This window comes from Devosia neptuniae (assembly GCF_025452235.1).
In the GTDB taxonomy this organism is placed as follows: Bacteria; Pseudomonadota; Alphaproteobacteria; order Rhizobiales; family Devosiaceae; genus Devosia.
Window position 1 is genome coordinate 2,554,916 of sequence record NZ_CP104965.1, and the last position, 16,772, is coordinate 2,571,687.

Annotated in this window: 16 protein-coding genes; 7 read left to right on the forward strand and 9 right to left on the reverse strand. The window is 63.5% G+C overall.

Features of this window, described 5'->3' with window-relative positions; genetic code table 11:
- Nucleotide 1: 1 nt before the first annotated feature.
- Nucleotides 2-838: an aldo/keto reductase gene (locus N8A98_RS15355; RefSeq protein ID WP_262166557.1), complete on the forward strand. Its 837-nt coding sequence runs from the start codon at nt 2-4 to the stop codon at nt 836-838.
- A 2-nt stretch (nt 839-840) separates the two neighbouring features.
- Here N8A98_RS15355 and N8A98_RS15360 read toward each other — a convergent pair whose 3' ends face one another.
- Together N8A98_RS15360 and N8A98_RS15365 are read right to left on the reverse strand one after the other, a co-directional pair.
- Nucleotides 841-1,308, reverse strand: a complete 468-nt coding sequence (locus tag N8A98_RS15360) for a GNAT family N-acetyltransferase (protein WP_262166559.1) — start codon at nt 1,306-1,308, stop codon at nt 841-843.
- Between the two features lie 58 nt (nt 1,309-1,366).
- Complete coding sequence (locus N8A98_RS15365; protein ID WP_262172013.1) at nt 1,367-1,705, reverse strand: ArsR/SmtB family transcription factor; 339 nt, start codon at nt 1,703-1,705, stop codon at nt 1,367-1,369.
- Nucleotides 1,706-1,817: 112 nt separating this feature from the next.
- Here N8A98_RS15365 and N8A98_RS15370 point away from each other — a divergent pair, with 112 nt between their 5' ends.
- Entirely contained in the window at nt 1,818-3,002 is a 1,185-nt protein-coding gene (locus N8A98_RS15370; RefSeq protein WP_262166561.1) for an MFS transporter, read from the forward strand.
- 6 nt (nt 3,003-3,008) lie between these two features.
- Here N8A98_RS15370 and N8A98_RS15375 read toward each other — a convergent pair whose 3' ends face one another.
- Together N8A98_RS15375 and N8A98_RS15380 are read right to left on the reverse strand one after the other, a co-directional pair.
- Nucleotides 3,009-4,541, reverse strand: coding sequence for a permease (locus N8A98_RS15375; RefSeq protein WP_262166562.1), 1,533 nt, complete (start codon nt 4,539-4,541; stop codon nt 3,009-3,011).
- Complete coding sequence (locus tag N8A98_RS15380) at nt 4,538-5,290, reverse strand: ABC transporter ATP-binding protein (RefSeq protein ID WP_262166564.1); 753 nt, start codon at nt 5,288-5,290, stop codon at nt 4,538-4,540. The genes N8A98_RS15375 and N8A98_RS15380 overlap by 4 nt, the downstream gene beginning before the upstream one ends.
- 215 nt (nt 5,291-5,505) lie before the next feature.
- Here N8A98_RS15380 and N8A98_RS15385 point away from each other — a divergent pair, with 215 nt between their 5' ends.
- Nucleotides 5,506-6,768 (forward strand): MFS transporter, encoded by a 1,263-nt coding sequence (locus tag N8A98_RS15385; protein WP_390888774.1) that lies wholly within the window; start codon nt 5,506-5,508, stop codon nt 6,766-6,768.
- A 61-nt stretch (nt 6,769-6,829) separates the two neighbouring features.
- On the opposite strand, the gene N8A98_RS15390 is transcribed toward N8A98_RS15385, so the two are convergent.
- Nucleotides 6,830-7,258: an organic hydroperoxide resistance protein gene (locus N8A98_RS15390; RefSeq protein ID WP_262166567.1), complete on the reverse strand. Its 429-nt coding sequence runs from the start codon at nt 7,256-7,258 to the stop codon at nt 6,830-6,832.
- Between the two features lie 90 nt (nt 7,259-7,348).
- Between N8A98_RS15390 and N8A98_RS15395 the strand changes: the two genes are divergently transcribed.
- A complete protein-coding gene (locus N8A98_RS15395) occupies nt 7,349-7,804 on the forward strand; it encodes a MarR family winged helix-turn-helix transcriptional regulator (protein ID WP_390888775.1) in 456 nt (151 codons plus the stop codon).
- A gap of 236 nt (nt 7,805-8,040) precedes the next feature.
- On the opposite strand, the gene N8A98_RS15400 is transcribed toward N8A98_RS15395, so the two are convergent.
- Together N8A98_RS15400 and N8A98_RS15405 are read right to left on the reverse strand one after the other, a co-directional pair.
- Nucleotides 8,041-10,017: a bifunctional 2',3'-cyclic-nucleotide 2'-phosphodiesterase/3'-nucleotidase gene (locus N8A98_RS15400; protein WP_262166568.1), complete on the reverse strand. Its 1,977-nt coding sequence runs from the start codon at nt 10,015-10,017 to the stop codon at nt 8,041-8,043.
- A gap of 595 nt (nt 10,018-10,612) precedes the next feature.
- The gene (locus N8A98_RS15405) at nt 10,613-11,521 is read right to left on the reverse strand and encodes a LysR family transcriptional regulator (RefSeq protein ID WP_262166570.1); all 909 of its coding nucleotides are present in this window, start codon (nt 11,519-11,521) and stop codon (nt 10,613-10,615) included.
- A 108-nt stretch (nt 11,522-11,629) separates the two neighbouring features.
- Here N8A98_RS15405 and N8A98_RS15410 point away from each other — a divergent pair, with 108 nt between their 5' ends.
- Nucleotides 11,630-12,691 carry an alkene reductase gene (locus N8A98_RS15410; protein WP_315974482.1) on the forward strand — a complete coding sequence of 354 codons (1,062 nt, stop codon included), beginning with the start codon at nt 11,630-11,632 and terminating at the stop codon, nt 12,689-12,691.
- A 144-nt stretch (nt 12,692-12,835) separates the two neighbouring features.
- The gene (gene ypfJ / locus N8A98_RS15415) at nt 12,836-13,774 is read left to right on the forward strand and encodes a KPN_02809 family neutral zinc metallopeptidase (RefSeq protein WP_262166571.1); all 939 of its coding nucleotides are present in this window, start codon (nt 12,836-12,838) and stop codon (nt 13,772-13,774) included.
- A gap of 11 nt (nt 13,775-13,785) precedes the next feature.
- On the opposite strand, the gene N8A98_RS15420 is transcribed toward ypfJ, so the two are convergent.
- Nucleotides 13,786-14,694 (reverse strand): NADP-dependent oxidoreductase, encoded by a 909-nt coding sequence (locus tag N8A98_RS15420; protein WP_262166573.1) that lies wholly within the window; start codon nt 14,692-14,694, stop codon nt 13,786-13,788.
- Between the two features lie 21 nt (nt 14,695-14,715).
- Nucleotides 14,716-15,921, reverse strand: a complete 1,206-nt coding sequence (gene carA / locus N8A98_RS15425) for a glutamine-hydrolyzing carbamoyl-phosphate synthase small subunit (RefSeq protein WP_113123388.1) — start codon at nt 15,919-15,921, stop codon at nt 14,716-14,718.
- Nucleotides 15,922-16,112: 191 nt separating this feature from the next.
- On the opposite strand from carA, the gene N8A98_RS15430 reads away from it, so the two are divergent.
- Nucleotides 16,113-16,565, forward strand: coding sequence for a GatB/YqeY domain-containing protein (locus N8A98_RS15430; RefSeq protein ID WP_262166576.1), 453 nt, complete (start codon nt 16,113-16,115; stop codon nt 16,563-16,565).
- The last annotated feature ends 207 nt before the right edge of the window (nt 16,566-16,772 follow it).

The window sequence follows — 16,772 nt, forward strand, 5'->3', positions numbered from 1 at the left end:
GATGGCGGGTATTCCGACAATCGCGCTCAATGACGGCCGAACCATTCCCCAATTGGGGTTTGGCGTCTGGCAAATTCCCAATAACGCAGTGGGCGCGGCGATTGCCGTCGCGTTGCAGGCGGGATACCGCTCCATCGACACGGCGCAGGGCTATAGCAATGAGCAGGGCGTTGGGGCTGCTATCAGGGATAGCGGGCTGGCGCGGGAGGAGCTGTTCATCACCTCCAAGCTGCGCACGCGCGACCAGGGATATGATGCGACGCTCAAGTCGTTCATGGGGTCGCTGGACCGGCTGGGTCTCGACTATCTCGATCTGTTCCTGATCCACTGGCCGGTGCCGGCACAGGACAAATATTCCGACACCTGGAAGGCCTTTGTGCAATTGCAGCGCGATGGCCGGATCCGCTCGATCGGGGTGTCCAATTTCCTGCCAGAGCATCTGGAGCGCATTATTGGCGATAGCGGGGTGGCGCCGGCAGTCAACCAGATCGAGCTGCACCCCGAATTCCAGCAGCGCGATGTGCGCGAACTGCACAAGCGGCACAATATCGCCATTGAAAGCTATAGCCCGCTGGGCAGTGGTGCGGCGCTGGACAATGCCGCGATTGGCGAAATCGCCAGCAAGCATGGCAAGAGCCCGGCGCAGGCGATTATCCGCTGGCATATCCAGGAGGGGCTGATCGTCATTCCCAAATCGGTCCATCCCGACCGCATCCGCGCCAATGCGGAGGTGTTCGATTTTGAACTCGATGCGGATGACATGGCCAAGATCGCGGCGCTGGACCGCGCCAATGGAAAGATCGGCAGCGATCCGGCGACCAATAACGCGATCTGGTAGGGCTACAGCTTGAGTTTGAAGCCTTCGTGGCTTTTGGCGAAGCCAAGCTTTTCGTAGAAGCGGTGAGCGTCCACGCGGACCTTGTTGGAGGTCAGCTGGACCAGCCCGCAGCCGGCTTCGCGGCAGCGCTCGATAGCCCATTTTACCATGGTGCTGCCGTAGCCGCCGCCGCGCAGGTCGCTGCGGATATGCACGTTTTCCAGCAGGCCCCGCTTCATGCCGAAATTGGGCAGGCCGGGCAAAAAGCTGATCTGCAAGGTGCCGACGACTTCGCCGTCTTTTTCGGCGACCACCAGGCGATGCTTGGGATCGGCGACGATCTCGTCAAAGGCGGCGCGATAGCGCGGGTCGTCCAGCGTGGCCGGATCGAGCGGGGGCGTGTCGGCGCCGCGCGCGTCGCCGGCATGACTGAGCTGGAGCATGGTGGGAATATCGGCCGCAATGGCGTCGCGAAAGGTCAGGTCGGTCATGGTCGTCGCTTTGAAGAAAGGCGGGAGCAAATGACCAGTTTGCGGCGGCGCTGGCAAGTCAGATGGCGGCGTCACATGTCATCAGCGGCGATTTGATCGCTGCTGCAATGATGGTGTCCAAAAAACCCGGAAAGCGATCGTCGAGATCGCCCCGGCGCAGGGTGACCCGGCGGCGGGTGCCCTCGGGCGTGACATTGACCACGCCGGCCTCGCGCAGCTTGGCAATGTGATAGGTGAGGTTGGTCTTGGAGGTCAAATCGAGAAACTGGCCGCAGACCATGCCCACATTCTCGCAGAGCGATAAGTGGCCAACGATGGCCAGCCGGGTTTCATCGCCAAGGGCGGCGAGAACGGCGGACAGCGTGATCTGATCGGCATCGGGATGCGGCGGTGACATGGCTGACATGTAGCTCCAGACGGCGTTTTGTTCAATAAGCTTTGGACTAGCAGTTGACACAATGATCCGTGAGGTTCAATTGTTCAATAAATTTTGGACAAGGACGCTGCTCATGGATATCCGTCTCATCTGGCTGGCAGTTGGCACGTTCGCGATCGGCGTCGAGAGCTTTGCCGTACCGAGCCTGTTGCCGCAAATCGCCGATTCCACCGGCGTCAGCCTGACCCAGGCTGGCTATCTGGTGATTGCCTTTGCGCTGGCCAATGCCTTCGGCTCGCCCGTGTTGGCGGCTTTGACCGGCACGGCCGACCGGCGGCGGACCCTGACGATCACTGCGCTGGTCTTCTCGCTGGGGGCGATTGGCGCGGCATTCTCGCGGGGCTATTTCGACCTGATGGCGGCCCGCATCGTGATGGCTTTTGCCGCCGGGCTTTATACGGCAACGGCGCAGGCAACCGGGGTGGCGATCTCGTCGGCCGATCACCGGGCGCGGGCTATTTCGGTCATCGTTGGCGGCACGACCATGGCAGTGGCGTTCGGCGCGCCGCTGGGGGCGCTGGTGGCGGGCTTCGTTGGATGGCGCGGCAGCTATGGGATGGTGGCGCTGTTCGGCATTATCGCGGCGGCCTCGATCTGGGTCATGCTGCCGGCGGGATTGCGTGGCGCCCAGTTGAGCCTGCGTCAACGCGTTGCGGCGGTGGCGTTGCCCGGCGTTCCGGGCGCATTGCTGACCACCTGGCTCAACCTGGCGGGTGCCTTTACCGTGATCATTTATCTTGCGGTGGTGACCACCCGGTCGATGGGATTGGCGCCAGAACTGGTGCCGGCGGTGTTGCTGGCCTTTGGCATCGGTGCGGCGTTTGGCAATGCGGCGGGCGGGCAATTGGCGGACCGGATCGGTGCGCGGCCGACGGTGATTGCGGCGGCGGCGCTGAACGCCGTGATGCTGGTGGCGATCTCGCTGGTGGCGCATTTGCCGGGCGGCATGGTTGGGCCGGCATTCTTCGTGCTGATCTTGGCCTGGGGCGCGACGGGCTGGGCCTTTCCGCCGGCACAGTCGAGCTATCTTCTGGGCCTGGCGCCCAATAGCGCGCCGCTAGTGCTCTCGCTCAATGCTTCGGCGCTCTATCTGGGCATTGCCAGTGGGTCGCTGATTGCGGGGCTGGTGCTGCAATTCGGCACGGTGAATGATCTGGGTTGGGTCGGTGCGACACTGCCGGCGCTGGCATTGGTGGGCATCGGGTTGTCGGCAATCCGGCGGCATGAGGCACGCCCCAGCATGGCGCGCCTGGGTTAGTTCCTCTTAACGCCGCTTCGGACTAAGCAGCCGGGCAATGCCGAGTACCGTTACCGCGATCAGGATCGGGGCGGCGGCGAGTACGGATTGCACGGCCAGAAGGGCGCCCGCGCCAGCCCACATGATCGAGGCGAAGGCTTCGCAGAGGGTGGCGGCGCGGGAGGCGACCTGGCGGCGGCGGAACATGGAGCGGCGCGCGACGACGCGGAACCAGAGCTGGATGGCGGTGGCCGAGCCCGACGCCAACCCCGCGCAGAGGGCGGTGATGGCAGCGATATAGAGCGACGACAGCGCCAGCATGGCGATCAGCGGGATCAATATCACAGCGATGACGATGAGCACCGCTTCGATCTTGGCGACCAGGACGGAGCGGGGGCTGACCGGGGCTGTTACCACCAGATCGTGCGCGTCCTCGCCCGAGATGGCGAGCCAGGCGAGACCTCCGGCCAATTGTCCGGCGGCCATGACGAGCACGGGCACCACCACCACATTGGCGCCGGCGATGTCGCCATAGTTGATCCACAGCATCAGGGCGGGCGGCAGCAGGTAAAGGATCTGCATCAGCGTTTGTGACAGCAGCCACGGATCGCGTTGCAGCAACCGCCATTCCTTGCGGCGCAACACCTGGCGCTGCGAAGCGGGGCGGAAACTGACCGCGCGCGGATTGCGGCGGCTGCGGATATGGCTGAGGCCGGTGGCCGAAATGGCGTGGCGACCGTAGCTCGAAGCGGTGAGCGCGAGGACGATGCCGAGCGCGCCGAAGCCGACGGCCATGACGATGGCGAGATCGGGCAGATCGCCCATGGCGGCGCGGGCCGGAATCCAGAATGCGCTGTCGAGCGCCGGCGCCATGGCGACGACATCGGCTGATTGGAACAGGGTGAAACGGGAGAGGCTGCCATAATGCAGGATGGCGGCGGCTTGAATGCCGATGACAAAACCGGCGCCGACAATGGCCGCGATGATCTGGGCGACGAGGCGGGCGCGCTTGTGGCCGACAAAGCGGAACAGCAGGATGGCGGCGCCGACCGCCAAGGCCGTGGCGAGCGCTCCGGCAGCGGCCAGCACGCCATAGCCGGCTAGCCAGCGGGGGCCATCGAGCAGGGTCAGCATATTGATCAGAGGGCTCGCGAGCAGCGCCGCCAGCAGGGTGGTGGAGAGGGCGACCGAGCCAGTGCGGACCGCAAAGAGGCGGCGCGAGGAGGCGGGGGAGGAGAGGATGAGGTCGAGGTCGGAGCGGGCGTAGTAGACGCGGGTCACTGCCTCCAGGGCCTGGGACAGCATGACCGACCAGAACAGCGCGCCGCTGCCGACCAGCATGACCAGGGTTGGTTTGTCGGGTGCAATGCCGTGGTTCAGCCAGGGGCGGACGAGGCCAAAGGCCAATAGGTGAAACAGCAGCAAGGCCACGGCGATGACGATGGCGACGCCGACACCGCGGGCGCGGCGGCCGCCGGTCATCATGGCCACCCATTCCCGCCAGGCCAGGTTCAACTCGTGGCGGGCAAACCAGCCGAGGGTCGCCGGTTGGGCGCTCATGCGGCGGCGGCCGCGGCTTCGCCTTGAGCGACCAGATCTAAGAAGATTTCTTCGAGGCTGGTTTCGCGCCCGATGCGGGTGCGCAATTCGGCCAGCGTGCCCTCGGCAATCAGCTTGCCTTGGGCAATGACGCCGATGCGTTCGGCCATGCGCTCGGCGACTTCCAGAATATGGGTTGTCATGATCACCGTGACGCCGTCGCGCACCTTGCCGAGCAGCACGTCCTTGACCTGCCGGGCCGAGCCGGCGTCGAGGCCGGTCAGCGGTTCGTCGAGAATGATCAGCTTTGGCTCATGCACCAGCGCACCGGCCAGCGCCACTTTTTGCAACGTGCCCTTGGAAAAGCCGCCGCAGAGTTCATCGGCGTGTGGGCCCAGGCCCAGCCAATCGATGAGATCGAGGGCGCGTTGCCTTGCGGTCGTGGCGTCGATCTGCCAGAGGCCTGCGACGAATTCGAGATATTCGAGCGGGGTGAGCCGGTCATAGACCATGGGTTCGTCCGACACCCAGGCGACAATGCGCTTGGCGGCGATGGGGTCGCGGCGGGCATCGATGCCGAAGATGGAGATTTGCCCCTCATCGGGCTGCAGCAGCCCGGCAACCATGCGCAGAATGGTGGTTTTGCCCGCGCCATTGGGGCCGAGCAGGGCGTAGAATTCGCCCGCCCGGACATTGAGTGCCAAATCGGTGACCACCGGCCGATCAAAGCGTTTGGAGAGGCTGGAGATGGCGAGGGCAGGGACGGACATGGGCTCGCTCCGGGAAATCCGGAATAGAGACTATCCGGCCAGCCCTTTCCTCGCGGTGAATCGGCAGCGTTAAAGATTATCCTTGTTGGACACTCGATTGCTGCAACGCCGCCTTGCACAAAGCGGCATTGCTGGGTGGCGCGCTGACATTTTAGTGTCGAGGTGAACCGCAGCCTCGTCTGCGGGCATCCCACATTGCTGACGGCAACGGCCCAATGCGCCGAGCCCTTGCGTCTGCCGGAGTATTTGCCGTGACCGATTCTTCCCGCCCCTCTGTCGGGCTCGGCTCGCTGTCCACCAAGCTGGCGATCTTTGCCATGGCGATTGGCGCCTTTGGCATCGGCACGGGTGAATTTGCGATCATGGGGCTGTTGCCAAATCTGGCGGGCGATCTGCGGATTTCCGAACCCGAGGCGGGGCACGTGATCAGCGCCTATGCGTTTGGCGTGGTAGTGGGGGCGCCGTTGATCGCCATCCTGTTCGCCAAAGTGCCGCGCAAGCCGCTGATGCTGGGGCTTATGGCGCTGTTTGCGCTGGGCAATTTCGGCAGCGCCGCGGCGCCCGATTATCTGTCGCTGATTGCGCTGCGCTTCGTCAGCGGGCTGCCGCACGGCGCCTATTTCGGCATTGTCGCTCTGGTGGCGGCCTCCATGGTCGATGTCGGCTATCGCGCCCGCGCCGTGGGCCGGGTGATGCTGGGGCTGACCATTGCTACGCTGATCGGCATGCCGATGGCGACCTGGCTGGGCCAATATATGGGCTGGCGGCCGACCTTTACCGGCGTGGGCATTGTCGGCGTGCTGGCGCTGGTGATGATCGCGCGGTTTGCGCCCATGGTGGCGTTGGCCGATGGGGCGAGCCCGCTGCGTGAATTGAGTGCGCTCAAGCGCCCGCAGGTTTGGCTGACGCTGGCGATCAGCGCCGTTGGCTGCGGCGGGATGTTTGCGGTGTTTACCTATGTGGTGCCGCTGCTGACCGAGGTGACGGGTATTCCCATGGTCTGGGTGCCGCTGGTGTTGGCGCTGTTCGGCGTCGGCATGACACTGGGCAATATTCTGGGCGCCTATATGGCCGACAAGGCGCTGATGGCGACGATTGGCGGCATGCTGGCCTTCAATGTTGTCAGCCTGGCGATCATTCCGTTCACGGCGCAATTCTGGCTGACGGCCTCGATCAGCGTGCTGCTGGTAGGCTTTACCGTGGCCATCGGGACCGCGCTGCAGACCCGGCTGATGGATGTGGCGGCCGAAGGCCAGACGCTGGCGGCGACGCTCAACCATGCGGCGTTCAACATGGCCAATGCGCTGGGGGCGCTGCTGGGCGGGTTGGCGATTTCGGCGGGTTATGGCTGGGGATCGACCGGGGTGGTCGGGGCGATCATGGCCGTTGGCGGGCTGATCCTGTTCTTCATCTCGCTGGCGCTGGACCGCAAGACGCAGCGCTGGGAGCCGCTGGATGTGGTGGCGGAAGCCGCCTGAAACTAACATCGTTGCAAAAATTTGCAGCCGCCCAGACGCAAGTCCGGGCGGCTGTTTGTTATCAGGCGACGCTGAGCTTGACCTCGATATTGCCGCGCGTGGCATTGGAATAGGGGCAGACCTGGTGGGCTTTTTCGACCAGGGCCAGGGCCGCTTCATGGTCCATGCCGGGAATGGTGACTTCGAGCGCGACGGCGATGCCGAAGCCGATGCCATTGGCGTTTTCGCCGAAGGAGACGGCAGCATTGATGCTGGTTTCGTCGGGAACCTTGATCTTTTCGCCGCGGGCGACGGCCTTGATGGCGCCAAGGAAGCAAGCCGAATAGCCGGCGGCAAAGAGCTGTTCCGGATTGGTGCCCGGGCCGCCATTGCCGCCCATTTCCTTGGGCGTATCGAGGGTGATCGACAGGCGGCCGTCATCGGTGGCGCTGGTGCCGGTGCGCCCGCCAGTGGAGGTGGCGTGGGCGGTGTAGATGGCTGATTTGATCATTTTGGGTCTCCTTGGATGAGGATACATAGCGCGCAATTGAATTTTGCGCAATCTAATTTATCGTGATACACTCGCAACGATGGTTGTGGAATGGAGACTGGCGTGACCGAGAAACCGGACCTGCTCAAGCTGGATTCGATGCTGTGCTTTGCCGTCTATGCGGCCGGGCACGCTTTCACGCGATTCTACAAGCCGCGGCTGGATGCGCTGGGGCTGACCTATCCGCAATATTTGGTGTTCCTGGTGCTGTGGGAAGGCGACGGGCTGACCGTCAAGGCACTGGGGGAACGGCTGTTGCTGGATTCGGGCACGATCACCCCGCTGCTCAAGCGGCTGGAGGCGCGCGGGCTGGTCGAGCGGCGGCGCGATGCCGAGGACGAGCGGCAGGTGCGGGTCTTGCTGACCGAGGCGGGGCGGGCGCTGCGGGAGCAGGCGCAGAGCATCCCGCTGGCGGTGGGCAAGGCGAGCGGGCTCAGTATGGACGGCGCCGATGCGCTGCGGCGCGAGCTGGTGAGCCTGCGGGAGCGGCTGGACGGGATTGAGTGAGGGCCTTGCGGGAGTCGCCGGCCGCAAGGTCAGGTTTGGTGTTTTGAGAATTGGTGGCATCGCTCCCCCTTTGTGGGCATCTTATGGCCCCGTGAGGACGGAGGGGATAACTTATCGACCTGGTGGGGGTGCTGGTGCCACGACCTCGTGGTTCGACAAGCTCACCATGAGGTCTACTGAAACGCGGCTCCGGTAAGAAGAAAGACCGGTCTTGGCGACCGGCCTTTCGGATCGGATCAGAGCGTGATGCGGTAGATGCCGAAGCCGTCGGAATTGGTGTTGCCGGTGGCTTCGATTTTTATCGCGGTGACGTCGTCGACATAGTTGGCGGCTTTGGGGCCGGTGGCGAAGAGGACGCTGGTGCCGGGGATGGGGGCGAGCGACCAATTGCTATCGGCCTTGGGGTCGATGGTGCCGTTTTCCACGATATAGCGGACGATGATGTCGCGATTGGTATCGGGACCCTTGAACACGATCACGTCGGGGCCGATGCCGGGGAAGGTGCCGCCGCCGCCGGCGCGGTAATTGTTGGTGGCGACGACGAACTTCTGAGCCGGATCGATCGGCTTGCCGTCATACATCAGCTCGACGATGCGGCTGGCGTCCGGGTTGGGCTCGGCCTTGCCGTCGGAGGAGAAGCGGGAGGGCTGGGTCAGGTCGATCTTATAGGTGACGCCGTCAATCACGTCGAAATTGTAGGACGGGAAATCGGGATTGATCAGTTCGGCATCGGTGGAGCCGGCCTCGATCTGGTTGAAGATGCCGGCGGAGCGCTCGAGCCAGTTCTTCACATCGGCGCCGGTGATGACCACGGCCTGGATAGTGTTGGGGTAGAGGTAGAGATCGGCCACATTCTTGATGGCGACGGGGCCGACGGGGACGTCGGTGTAATAATCGGGGCCGCCACGGCCGCCGGCCTTGAAGGGGGCAGCGGCCGACAGGATCGGCAGGCTTTCCCATTCGGTGCCCTTCATCATCTGCTCGATATACCAGGTCTGGGCCTGGCTCACGACCTGGACGGACGGATCATCGGCCACGAGAGCGAAGTAGGAATAGAGCGGAGCGGCGGTTTCCCCGACCGGGCGGCGGATATATTCGAGGGTTTCGTCGTGATCGGCCTGGGCGGCGGCGGAGACTTCGGCTTCGTTTTCGACCAAAGCGTGGACCTTGCCCTCGACGCGCTCGGAAATCGGGCGGGCTTCGGAGGTGTGGGAGGCGATGGTCCATTTGCCGTCGGCGTCCTGCTCGAGCAGCAGATCGATCAGGCCCATATGGCTGCCCCAGAAGCCGGCCATGACGGCAGGCTTGCCGTTGAGGGTGCCGGCGGTGATATCAGCGCCTTCGACGCCTTCATAATCGGGGCCGGGGAAGACCAGATGCTGGTGGCCGGTGAGGACGACGTCGATGCCGTCAATGGCAGCGAGCTGGAGCGAGGCGTTTTCGGCGCCATTGGTCTGGTCGGGGGCGATGCCGGAATGGGAGAGGGCGATGATGATATCGGCGCCTTCCTGCTTCATCTTGGGCACATAGGCGGTCGCGGTTTCAACGATATCGCGGGTGCTGACCTTGCCGGTGAGGTGGGTAGCGTCCCAGGTCATGATCTGGGGCGGCAGGAAGCCGATCAGGCCGACCTTGATGGTCTTGGTGGCACCAGAGCCGTCGACCAGCTGTTTTTCGACGATCAGATAGGGCTTGATATAGGTGGTGTCGCTGAGCGCGTCGGCGGCCAGTTCACCCTTGACCAGATTGGCCGAAACGAAGGGGAAGGTGGCGCCGGCCAGGGCCTTGTCGAGGTATTCGAGGCCATAATTGAATTCGTGATTGCCCAGGGTGGCGGCTTCATAGCCCAGGGTATTCATGGCGGCGATGATGGGGTGCACATTGCCGTCCAGGCCCTTTTCATAGGCGATGTAATCGCCCATCGGATTGCCCTGGATGATGTCGCCATTGTCGATCAGCATGGAATTGCCCGCTTCCGCGCGGATCGCTTCGATAATGGAGGCCGTACGCGCCAGGCCCATCGTGTCATTGGGGGCATCGGCATAATAATCATAGGCGAACACGGCGACGTGCAGGTCGGTGGTTTCCATGATGCGCAGATGGGCCTGATTGGCCTGGGCACTGGTGGCAAAAGGATGCATCGCGGCCATGGCCCCCAGACTCGCCGAACCGGCGAGGAATGTGCGTCGCGACAGTCTTGGCAGGAAATTCATTATCCGTCTCCCTTGGGCATTCACTGATGAACTGAAATCAGCTCGGGGGCTGCTGGCTCCCGCGCAGCCGGAGTGGTCCGGCGAATTTACTAGGTACGCTCATGCCGCTGGCAGGTGACGTTGCCATGACAGGACGGCGGCCAAGCTAGGAAACTTTGACCGGTTGGTCAATTTATGACGGTGGGGTGGATGAGGAATTTTTGGGGGTGGTTTGGAGGCTGGCAATTGTCAGCAAAGCCCGTTGCCAAATGCCCGCTGCTGGACAGCCGAAAACGCCGCCCGGCCCTGTGGCGTCGCGGTTGCACGGTAACGGGCGGCCTTTGACTCGAGCCAGTTTAGTCTAGGGGAGCCAAAGGCCGCCCGTCACGATCCGCTTTTGTGCAGGTCCGGTTCAGGCGGTACCATTCTTGCAGGTCCGGCTGCCGAGTTTCCAACCCCACTGGACAGGCGCCCCCATCCCACGGTCACCCCGCCCGGCCCTGCGTGGGGACCGGTGACTGGCGGGATGGGGAGATAGTGACATGCGTCCAACGGGGCGGGGATAAGTTTTTTGCGAGGGCGATGAGGCGGACGCTAATTGGCGGTGATGGTGGCCTTACAGCGCTCCCGCGCCGGCGCGCCGGACCAGTTCGTCCACCACTATTCGGACCCTGGGGAGCATGGCGCGGGTTGCGGGCCAAACGGCGTTGAATGGGGATCGCACCTGGCAGTGATCGGGCAGCACGACGACCAGTTCATTCCGCTCGATACTGGCCTGGACCAATGACTGGGGCATTTGACACAAGCCGAAGCCGGCCAGCGCCATTGCAATGACGACTTCACCGTCACTGGCTTGATGCGTGGCCGGCGGGTCAAAGGACAGGATGCGATTTTTCTCATCGACAAAGCGCCAGGAGGCTGGCCGGTCAGGCCGGCTCCCCAGAATGCAGGCGTGACGGTGCAGGTCACTCAGACCGACCGGCATGCCAGACGCTTCCAGATAGCTCGGCGCCGCACAGAGCAGGAGGCGCTGCGATCCGAGCGGCCGGGCAGCGATATCGGCGCGATCCGGGAGTTCTCCGAACCGCAGGCACAGATCTACCCCTTCTTCCACGGGATCGATGATCCGATCCGAAAAGCTCGCGGCCAGGCGCAGGTCGGGATGGGCCCTCAGGATATCCAGCAGGATCGGCATGGCGACCCGACGGCCAAATGCCGCCGGCATGTCCACCCGGAGTATACCGCGCACCGTGCTTGCTCTCGAGCGGGCAAAATCCTCCGCTGACCGCAGCTGATCAATGGCGGCCTCGGCTTGCTGGAGATAGGCAGCGCCTTCCGGCGTCAGCGACAGCCGCCGCGTGGTGCGATGCAGCAGCTTGACGCCAAGTCGGCTTTCCAGCTGCGCTACCGATTTGGCGGTCGCCGACTTGGTAATGCCCAACCGGGCAGCCGCCGCAGTGAACGAGCCGGATTTTACCGCATTGATGAAGATTTCGACGCCAGCGAAAGTGTTGGTGAGAGCCATCTGCAGCGCCTCGATTGACATCCTCAAGTCTACGATCTGACGATCTGAAGCGCAATTGTCTCCGGAGCTTCGCGCGGCCATATGTGCTCTCAATCCCAGGAGTTGCAGATGTCCCGTTTGTTCGACCCGTTAAAGCTTGGTGCCCTCACCCTGCCGAACCGCATCATCATGGCGCCGCTCACCCGCAAGCGGGCCGGCGTCGAGCGCGTTCCGAACGCCATGATGGCGGAATATTATCGGCAGCGGGCGGGGGCCGGTTTGATCCTGAGCGAAGCGACTTCGGTATCCCCACAGGGCGTCGGCTATTGGGGTACGCCTGGCATCTGGAACGATGCCCAAATGGAAGGCTGGAAACACGTCACCCAGGCGGTCCACGAAGCCGGTGGTCGCATGTTCCTGCAATTGTGGCACGTTGGCCGCATCTCCGACCCTGAACTCCTCAAGGGCCAGCTGCCGGTGGCACCCAGCGCGATCGCGGCCGCCGGTCATGTCTCATCGTTACGGCCGAAGCGGCCGCATCCCGTTCCACGTGCACTGGAAACCGAGGAAATTGGCGGCATTGTCGATGATTTCCGACGCGGTGCCGAGCGGGCGAAAGCGGCCGGGTTCGACGGGGTCGAACTGCATGCGGCCAATGGCTATCTCATCGACCAGTTCCTGCAGGACAAGACCAACAAGCGGACCGATCGATATGGCGGTTCGGTGGAGAACCGCGCCAGGTTCCTCCTCGAAATCGTGGATGCGGTGATTGCGGTTTGGGGTGCCGATCGCGTCGGCGTGCATCTACGGCCCCGTGGCGAGGAACACGATATGGGTGACAGCAATCCCAGGGCGATCTTCGGCTATGTCGCCGACGAACTCGCCAAGCGGGAAATTGCGTTCATTTTCGTGCGTGAGATTGAGGCCGAAGACAGCCTGCTGGGTGAGATCAAGCGCCGGTTTGGCGGCCCGGTCATAGCCAACGAATTGATGTCGCAGCAAGATGGCGAGCGGTTTATCGAGGCCGGCATTGCTGACGCGCTGGCCTATGGGCGCGACTACATCGCCACCCCCGATCTTGCAGAACGTCTTCGGCAGGGGCTGCCTTTGAACACACCGGACAAGGACACGTTCTACGGCGAAGGTCCGGAGGGTTACACCGATTATCCGAGGCTCCTGCCCTTGGGTTGATGCGACTGCTCAACTGAGAGCGACGGTCAGTTCCTCCGTCCCCGGCTCAGATGCCGTCAGAATTCAATTACTCTGGCGCGGAACCGGCAAGGCGGGCTATGGCTTATGTCCGGGCGGTCATTACCGAGCACAAGGATCATCCCCATGAAATGGCGTGGCAGGCAGCAGAGCTCCAATATCGAGGATCGGCGCGGGCAGGGCGGGGGCGGCCTGGGCGGGCGGATGGGCGGCAGCCCGTTTGGCCGGGGTGGCGGTGGTATTCGTATTCCCACCGGCGGGCGTTCGGGCGGCGGCATTGGCGGGGTGATCGGCATTGTGGTCATTCTGGGGATTATCTGGTTTGCCACGGGGCAGAACCCGATCGACATTCTGACCGGCGGCAGCTCGGGCGTGCCGACGCAATCGGCGGCGCCATCTTCGTCGTCGCTGCCCACTAGCGGGCAGGAAGACGATCTGCGCGACTTTGTCGGCGTGGTGGTCAAGGAAACCGAGGATTTGTGGACCGAAGTGTTCGCCGCGTCCAACCAGCAATATCCAGCGCCCGCCGTGGTGCTGTTTACGGGCCAGGTCAATACGGCCTGTGGCGGCGCCGATGCGCGGACCGGGCCGTTTTATTGCCCGGAGGACCGCAAGGTCTATATCGACCTGAGCTTCTACGACCAGCTGCGTGACCAGTTCGGCGCGCCGGGCGATTTCGCGCAGGCCTATGTGCTGGCCCATGAAGTGGGCCACCATATCCAGAACATTACCGGGGTGCTGCCCGAGTTCAACCGCCGCCGGCAGAGCATGAGCCAGACCGACGCCAATGCCTATTCGATCCGTATCGAATTGCAGGCCGATTGCTATGCCGGGGTGTGGGCCAATTATGCCGGGCAGCAGAATATCGTGGAGCAGGGCGATTTCGAGGAAGCGCTGAACGCGGCCGACCAGATCGGCGACGACACGCTGCAAAAGCGCATGCAGGGCTTTGCCGTGCCCAAGACGTTCAACCATGGCACGTCGGCGCAGCGCAAGACGTGGTTCGAGCGGGGATATCAGTCGGGCAATCCGAGCGATTGCGATACGTTCTCGGGGAATGTGTAGGGCGCAAGCCCCTAGCTGATCGCGATGACGATCTTGCCGTGGCCGTGGCCGGTTTCGAGCTCGTTATGGGCGTCCACGATCTGCTCCATCGGATAGGTGCGGCGGACCTGGGGCTTGAGCTGGCCGGCGGCGGCGAGGGCGAATAGCTTGGCGATGCGGGCGCCGCTGCGGGTGCCCTCGATGCCGCGAATGCCCAAGGCCTTGGCGCGCGGATCGGCAATCGAGGTGATCCGATCGAGGGGTGCGCCCAGCGTCATGGAGAGATCGAGCGCTTCCCCGCCGGCGCAATCGAGCACGGCGGTGACGCCATTGGGCGCGGCTGCGGCGAGGCGCTGCGCGAGGCCCTCGCCATAGGGCAGGGCGATCATGCCGAGCGAACGCAGGTAATCCTGATTGGCGGGGCTTGCCGTGCCGATTACGGTGGCGCCGCGCAGGCGGGCGAGTTGGCCGGCAAAGGAGCCAACGCCGCCGGCTGCGCCATTGATCAGGAAGATATCGCCGGGGCCGATCGCCAGCGCATCCATTGCGGCATCGGCCGTCTGGGCGGTGCCGCCCATGGTGGCGGCTTCGGCAAAGCCGAGTTCGGCGGGGATAAGGGCAATGTCGGTGGCGGCGACGGTGATGTAATCGGCAACCGCGCCAAAGGTGCGGCGGCCGGCGACGCGGTCGCCAATGGCAAAGCCGGTGGTGTCTGGGCCGAGGGCATCGACCACGCCAGCGAATTCATTGCCGGTGGTGAGCGGCAGGCTCATGCCGGGCGGAATGGGAATGTCGCCGATGCGGGCACGGCGGTCAAAAGGCTGGATGGCAGCCACCTTGACCTTTACGCGCACCTCGCCCGAGGCGGGCTCGGGCGTGGGGATGTCGTCGATAGAGAGGACTTCAGGACCGCCGAAGGTCGCAAAACGAGCGGCGCGCATGGGTCGTTCTCCGTGACGAAATCAGGCGGCAGTTTGCGGGAATTCCGGCTGCTGTTCCAGGCCCTTTTGCGCGCGGACGTGGTTGAGGAAGCGCGTGAAGAGGTAGTGGCTGTCGCGGGGGCCGGGGCTGGCTTCGGGGTGGTATTGCACCGAGAAGATGGGCTTGCCATCGACCGAAAGACCGGCATTGGACTGGTCGAACAGCGAGATATGGGTCTCGGTGACGCCCGCGGGCAGGCTGGCTTTGTCGACGGCAAAGCCATGGTTCATCGAGGTGATCTCGACCTTGCCGGTGGTCAGGTCCTTGACCGGGTGATTGGCGCCGTGGTGGCCCTGATGCATCTTGGAGGTGGTGCCCCCCAGGGCCAGGCCGAGCAGCTGATGGCCCAGGCAGATGCCGAAGACCGGCTTGCCGGTTTCCATCAGCTTCTGGATGGTGGGAACGGCATATTTGCCGGTCGCGGCCGGATCGCCGGGGCCGTTGGACAGGAAAATGCCATCGGGATTGTGCGAGAGCACATCGGCCGCGGTGGCGGTGGCCGGAACGACGGTGACGCGGGCGCCCTGATCGGCGAGGCACCGCAGGATATTGCGCTTGGCGCCGTAATCGATGGCGACGACGTGGAAATCGGGCTTGTCGAGCTTGCCGTAGCCCTCGTTCCATTTCCAGCCGGTCTGGTCCCAGTGGTAGGTCTGGGCGGTGGTGACTTCCTTGGCGAGGTCGAGGCCTTCAAGGCCGGGGAAGGCATTGAGTTCGGCCAGGATGGAGGGTTCGTCGAAATAGCCGTCCTCGGCATGGGCGATGACGCCATTGGGCATGCCATGTTCGCGGATCTGGGCGGTCAGGGCACGGGTGTCGATGCCGGTAATGCCGATGATGTTGCGCTTCTTGAGCCAGGCGTCGAGCTTTTCGGCGGCGCGGTAATTGGACGGATTGGTGATGTCGGCCTTGAGCACGACGCCGCGGACACCGGATAGAGCGGCCATGTTGACCGTCTCGATGTCTTCGTCATTGGTGCCGACATTGCCGATATGGGGGAAGGTGAAGGTGATGATCTGGCCGGCATAGGAGGGGTCGGTCAGAACTTCCTGGTAGCCCGTCATGGCGGTGTTGAAGCAGACTTCGCCGGCGGCGTGGCCGACAGCGCCGATACCGCGGCCTTCCAGACGCGTTCCGTCTGCCAGGATCAAAAGTGCGGTCGCGGGGGATTGCTGCCAGCCGGTCACGGTGGGCCTCCAAGGTAAGTTTCGTGGTCGCGCGGGACATCCGCCAAAGTTGGGTAACTTTTCCGGGCTGCGCTTAATGATGTCGATTGAGGCCTCGTATTAGAAGCCCAAGCGCGGCAGCGCAAGTGGCGCGAGGCGCTTATTGTGCCTATATGGACCACGAAAAACGCATAGCAAGAGGAACAAAACCCATGCGCGAAGAGATCAGCGAAGGACTTAAGACCGCTCTCAAGGCGCGCGATCTGCGGCGGACGGCGACACTGCGCGCCATCAATGCGGCGATCAAGGACAAGGATATTGCCATCCGGCAGGAGAATCGCGGGCCGGCGACCAATGAGGAAATCCTGTCCATCGTACAAAAGATGGTGAAGCAGCGCGAAGAGAGCTTTGCCATTTATGCGCAGGCCGGACGCGCGGATCTGGCGACGGTGGAAAAGGAAGAGATCGATATCCTCAACGAGTTCCTGCCCAAGGGGTTGAGCGAGGATGAAGTGGAGGCGGCCATTCAGGCGGCGATCGCGACGACTGGGGCGGTGGGCGCGAAAGATATGGGCAAGGTGATTGCGCAGTTGAAGGCGGATTATCCGGGGCGGATCGATTTTGGCCGGGCCAGTGGGAAGGTGAAGGCGGCGTTGTCGGTTTAGGGGGCTCCCGAGACCGCGACTTTTACTGTGATGAGTAAGTCCTCCCAGTAGACCTCATCCTGAGCTTGTCGAAGGACGAGGTCGTGGCACCCTGGCCTCCAATCGCTCGACCTCGTGGTTCGACAAGCTCAGGTCTTTGGGAATACTAAACGGAGGTTCCCGCTTTCGCGGGAATGACATCGTGGTGGGGGAGAATGGTGGTTGCGG

Bases quoted from the DNA above. Each gene is read 5' to 3' on its own strand.
- N8A98_RS15355 (WP_262166557.1), top strand. From the start codon at position 2: ATGGCGGGTATTCCGACAATCGCGCTCAATGACGGCCGAACCATTCCC.
- N8A98_RS15360 (WP_262166559.1), bottom strand. From the start codon at position 1,308: ATGACCGACCTGACCTTTCGCGACGCCATTGCGGCCGATATTCCCACC.
- N8A98_RS15365 (WP_262172013.1), bottom strand. From the start codon at position 1,705: ATGTCACCGCCGCATCCCGATGCCGATCAGATCACGCTGTCCGCCGTT.
- N8A98_RS15370 (WP_262166561.1), top strand. From the start codon at position 1,818: ATGGATATCCGTCTCATCTGGCTGGCAGTTGGCACGTTCGCGATCGGC.
- N8A98_RS15375 (WP_262166562.1), bottom strand. From the start codon at position 4,541: ATGAGCGCCCAACCGGCGACCCTCGGCTGGTTTGCCCGCCACGAGTTG.
- N8A98_RS15380 (WP_262166564.1), bottom strand. From the start codon at position 5,290: ATGTCCGTCCCTGCCCTCGCCATCTCCAGCCTCTCCAAACGCTTTGAT.
- N8A98_RS15385 (WP_390888774.1), top strand. From the start codon at position 5,506: ATGCGCCGAGCCCTTGCGTCTGCCGGAGTATTTGCCGTGACCGATTCT.
- N8A98_RS15390 (WP_262166567.1), bottom strand. From the start codon at position 7,258: ATGATCAAATCAGCCATCTACACCGCCCACGCCACCTCCACTGGCGGG.
- N8A98_RS15395 (WP_390888775.1), top strand. From the start codon at position 7,349: ATGGAGACTGGCGTGACCGAGAAACCGGACCTGCTCAAGCTGGATTCG.
- N8A98_RS15400 (WP_262166568.1), bottom strand. From the start codon at position 10,017: ATGAATTTCCTGCCAAGACTGTCGCGACGCACATTCCTCGCCGGTTCG.
- N8A98_RS15405 (WP_262166570.1), bottom strand. From the start codon at position 11,521: ATGGCTCTCACCAACACTTTCGCTGGCGTCGAAATCTTCATCAATGCG.
- N8A98_RS15410 (WP_315974482.1), top strand. From the start codon at position 11,630: ATGTCCCGTTTGTTCGACCCGTTAAAGCTTGGTGCCCTCACCCTGCCG.
- ypfJ (WP_262166571.1), top strand. From the start codon at position 12,836: ATGAAATGGCGTGGCAGGCAGCAGAGCTCCAATATCGAGGATCGGCGC.
- N8A98_RS15420 (WP_262166573.1), bottom strand. From the start codon at position 14,694: ATGCGCGCCGCTCGTTTTGCGACCTTCGGCGGTCCTGAAGTCCTCTCT.
- N8A98_RS15430 (WP_262166576.1), top strand. From the start codon at position 16,113: ATGCGCGAAGAGATCAGCGAAGGACTTAAGACCGCTCTCAAGGCGCGC.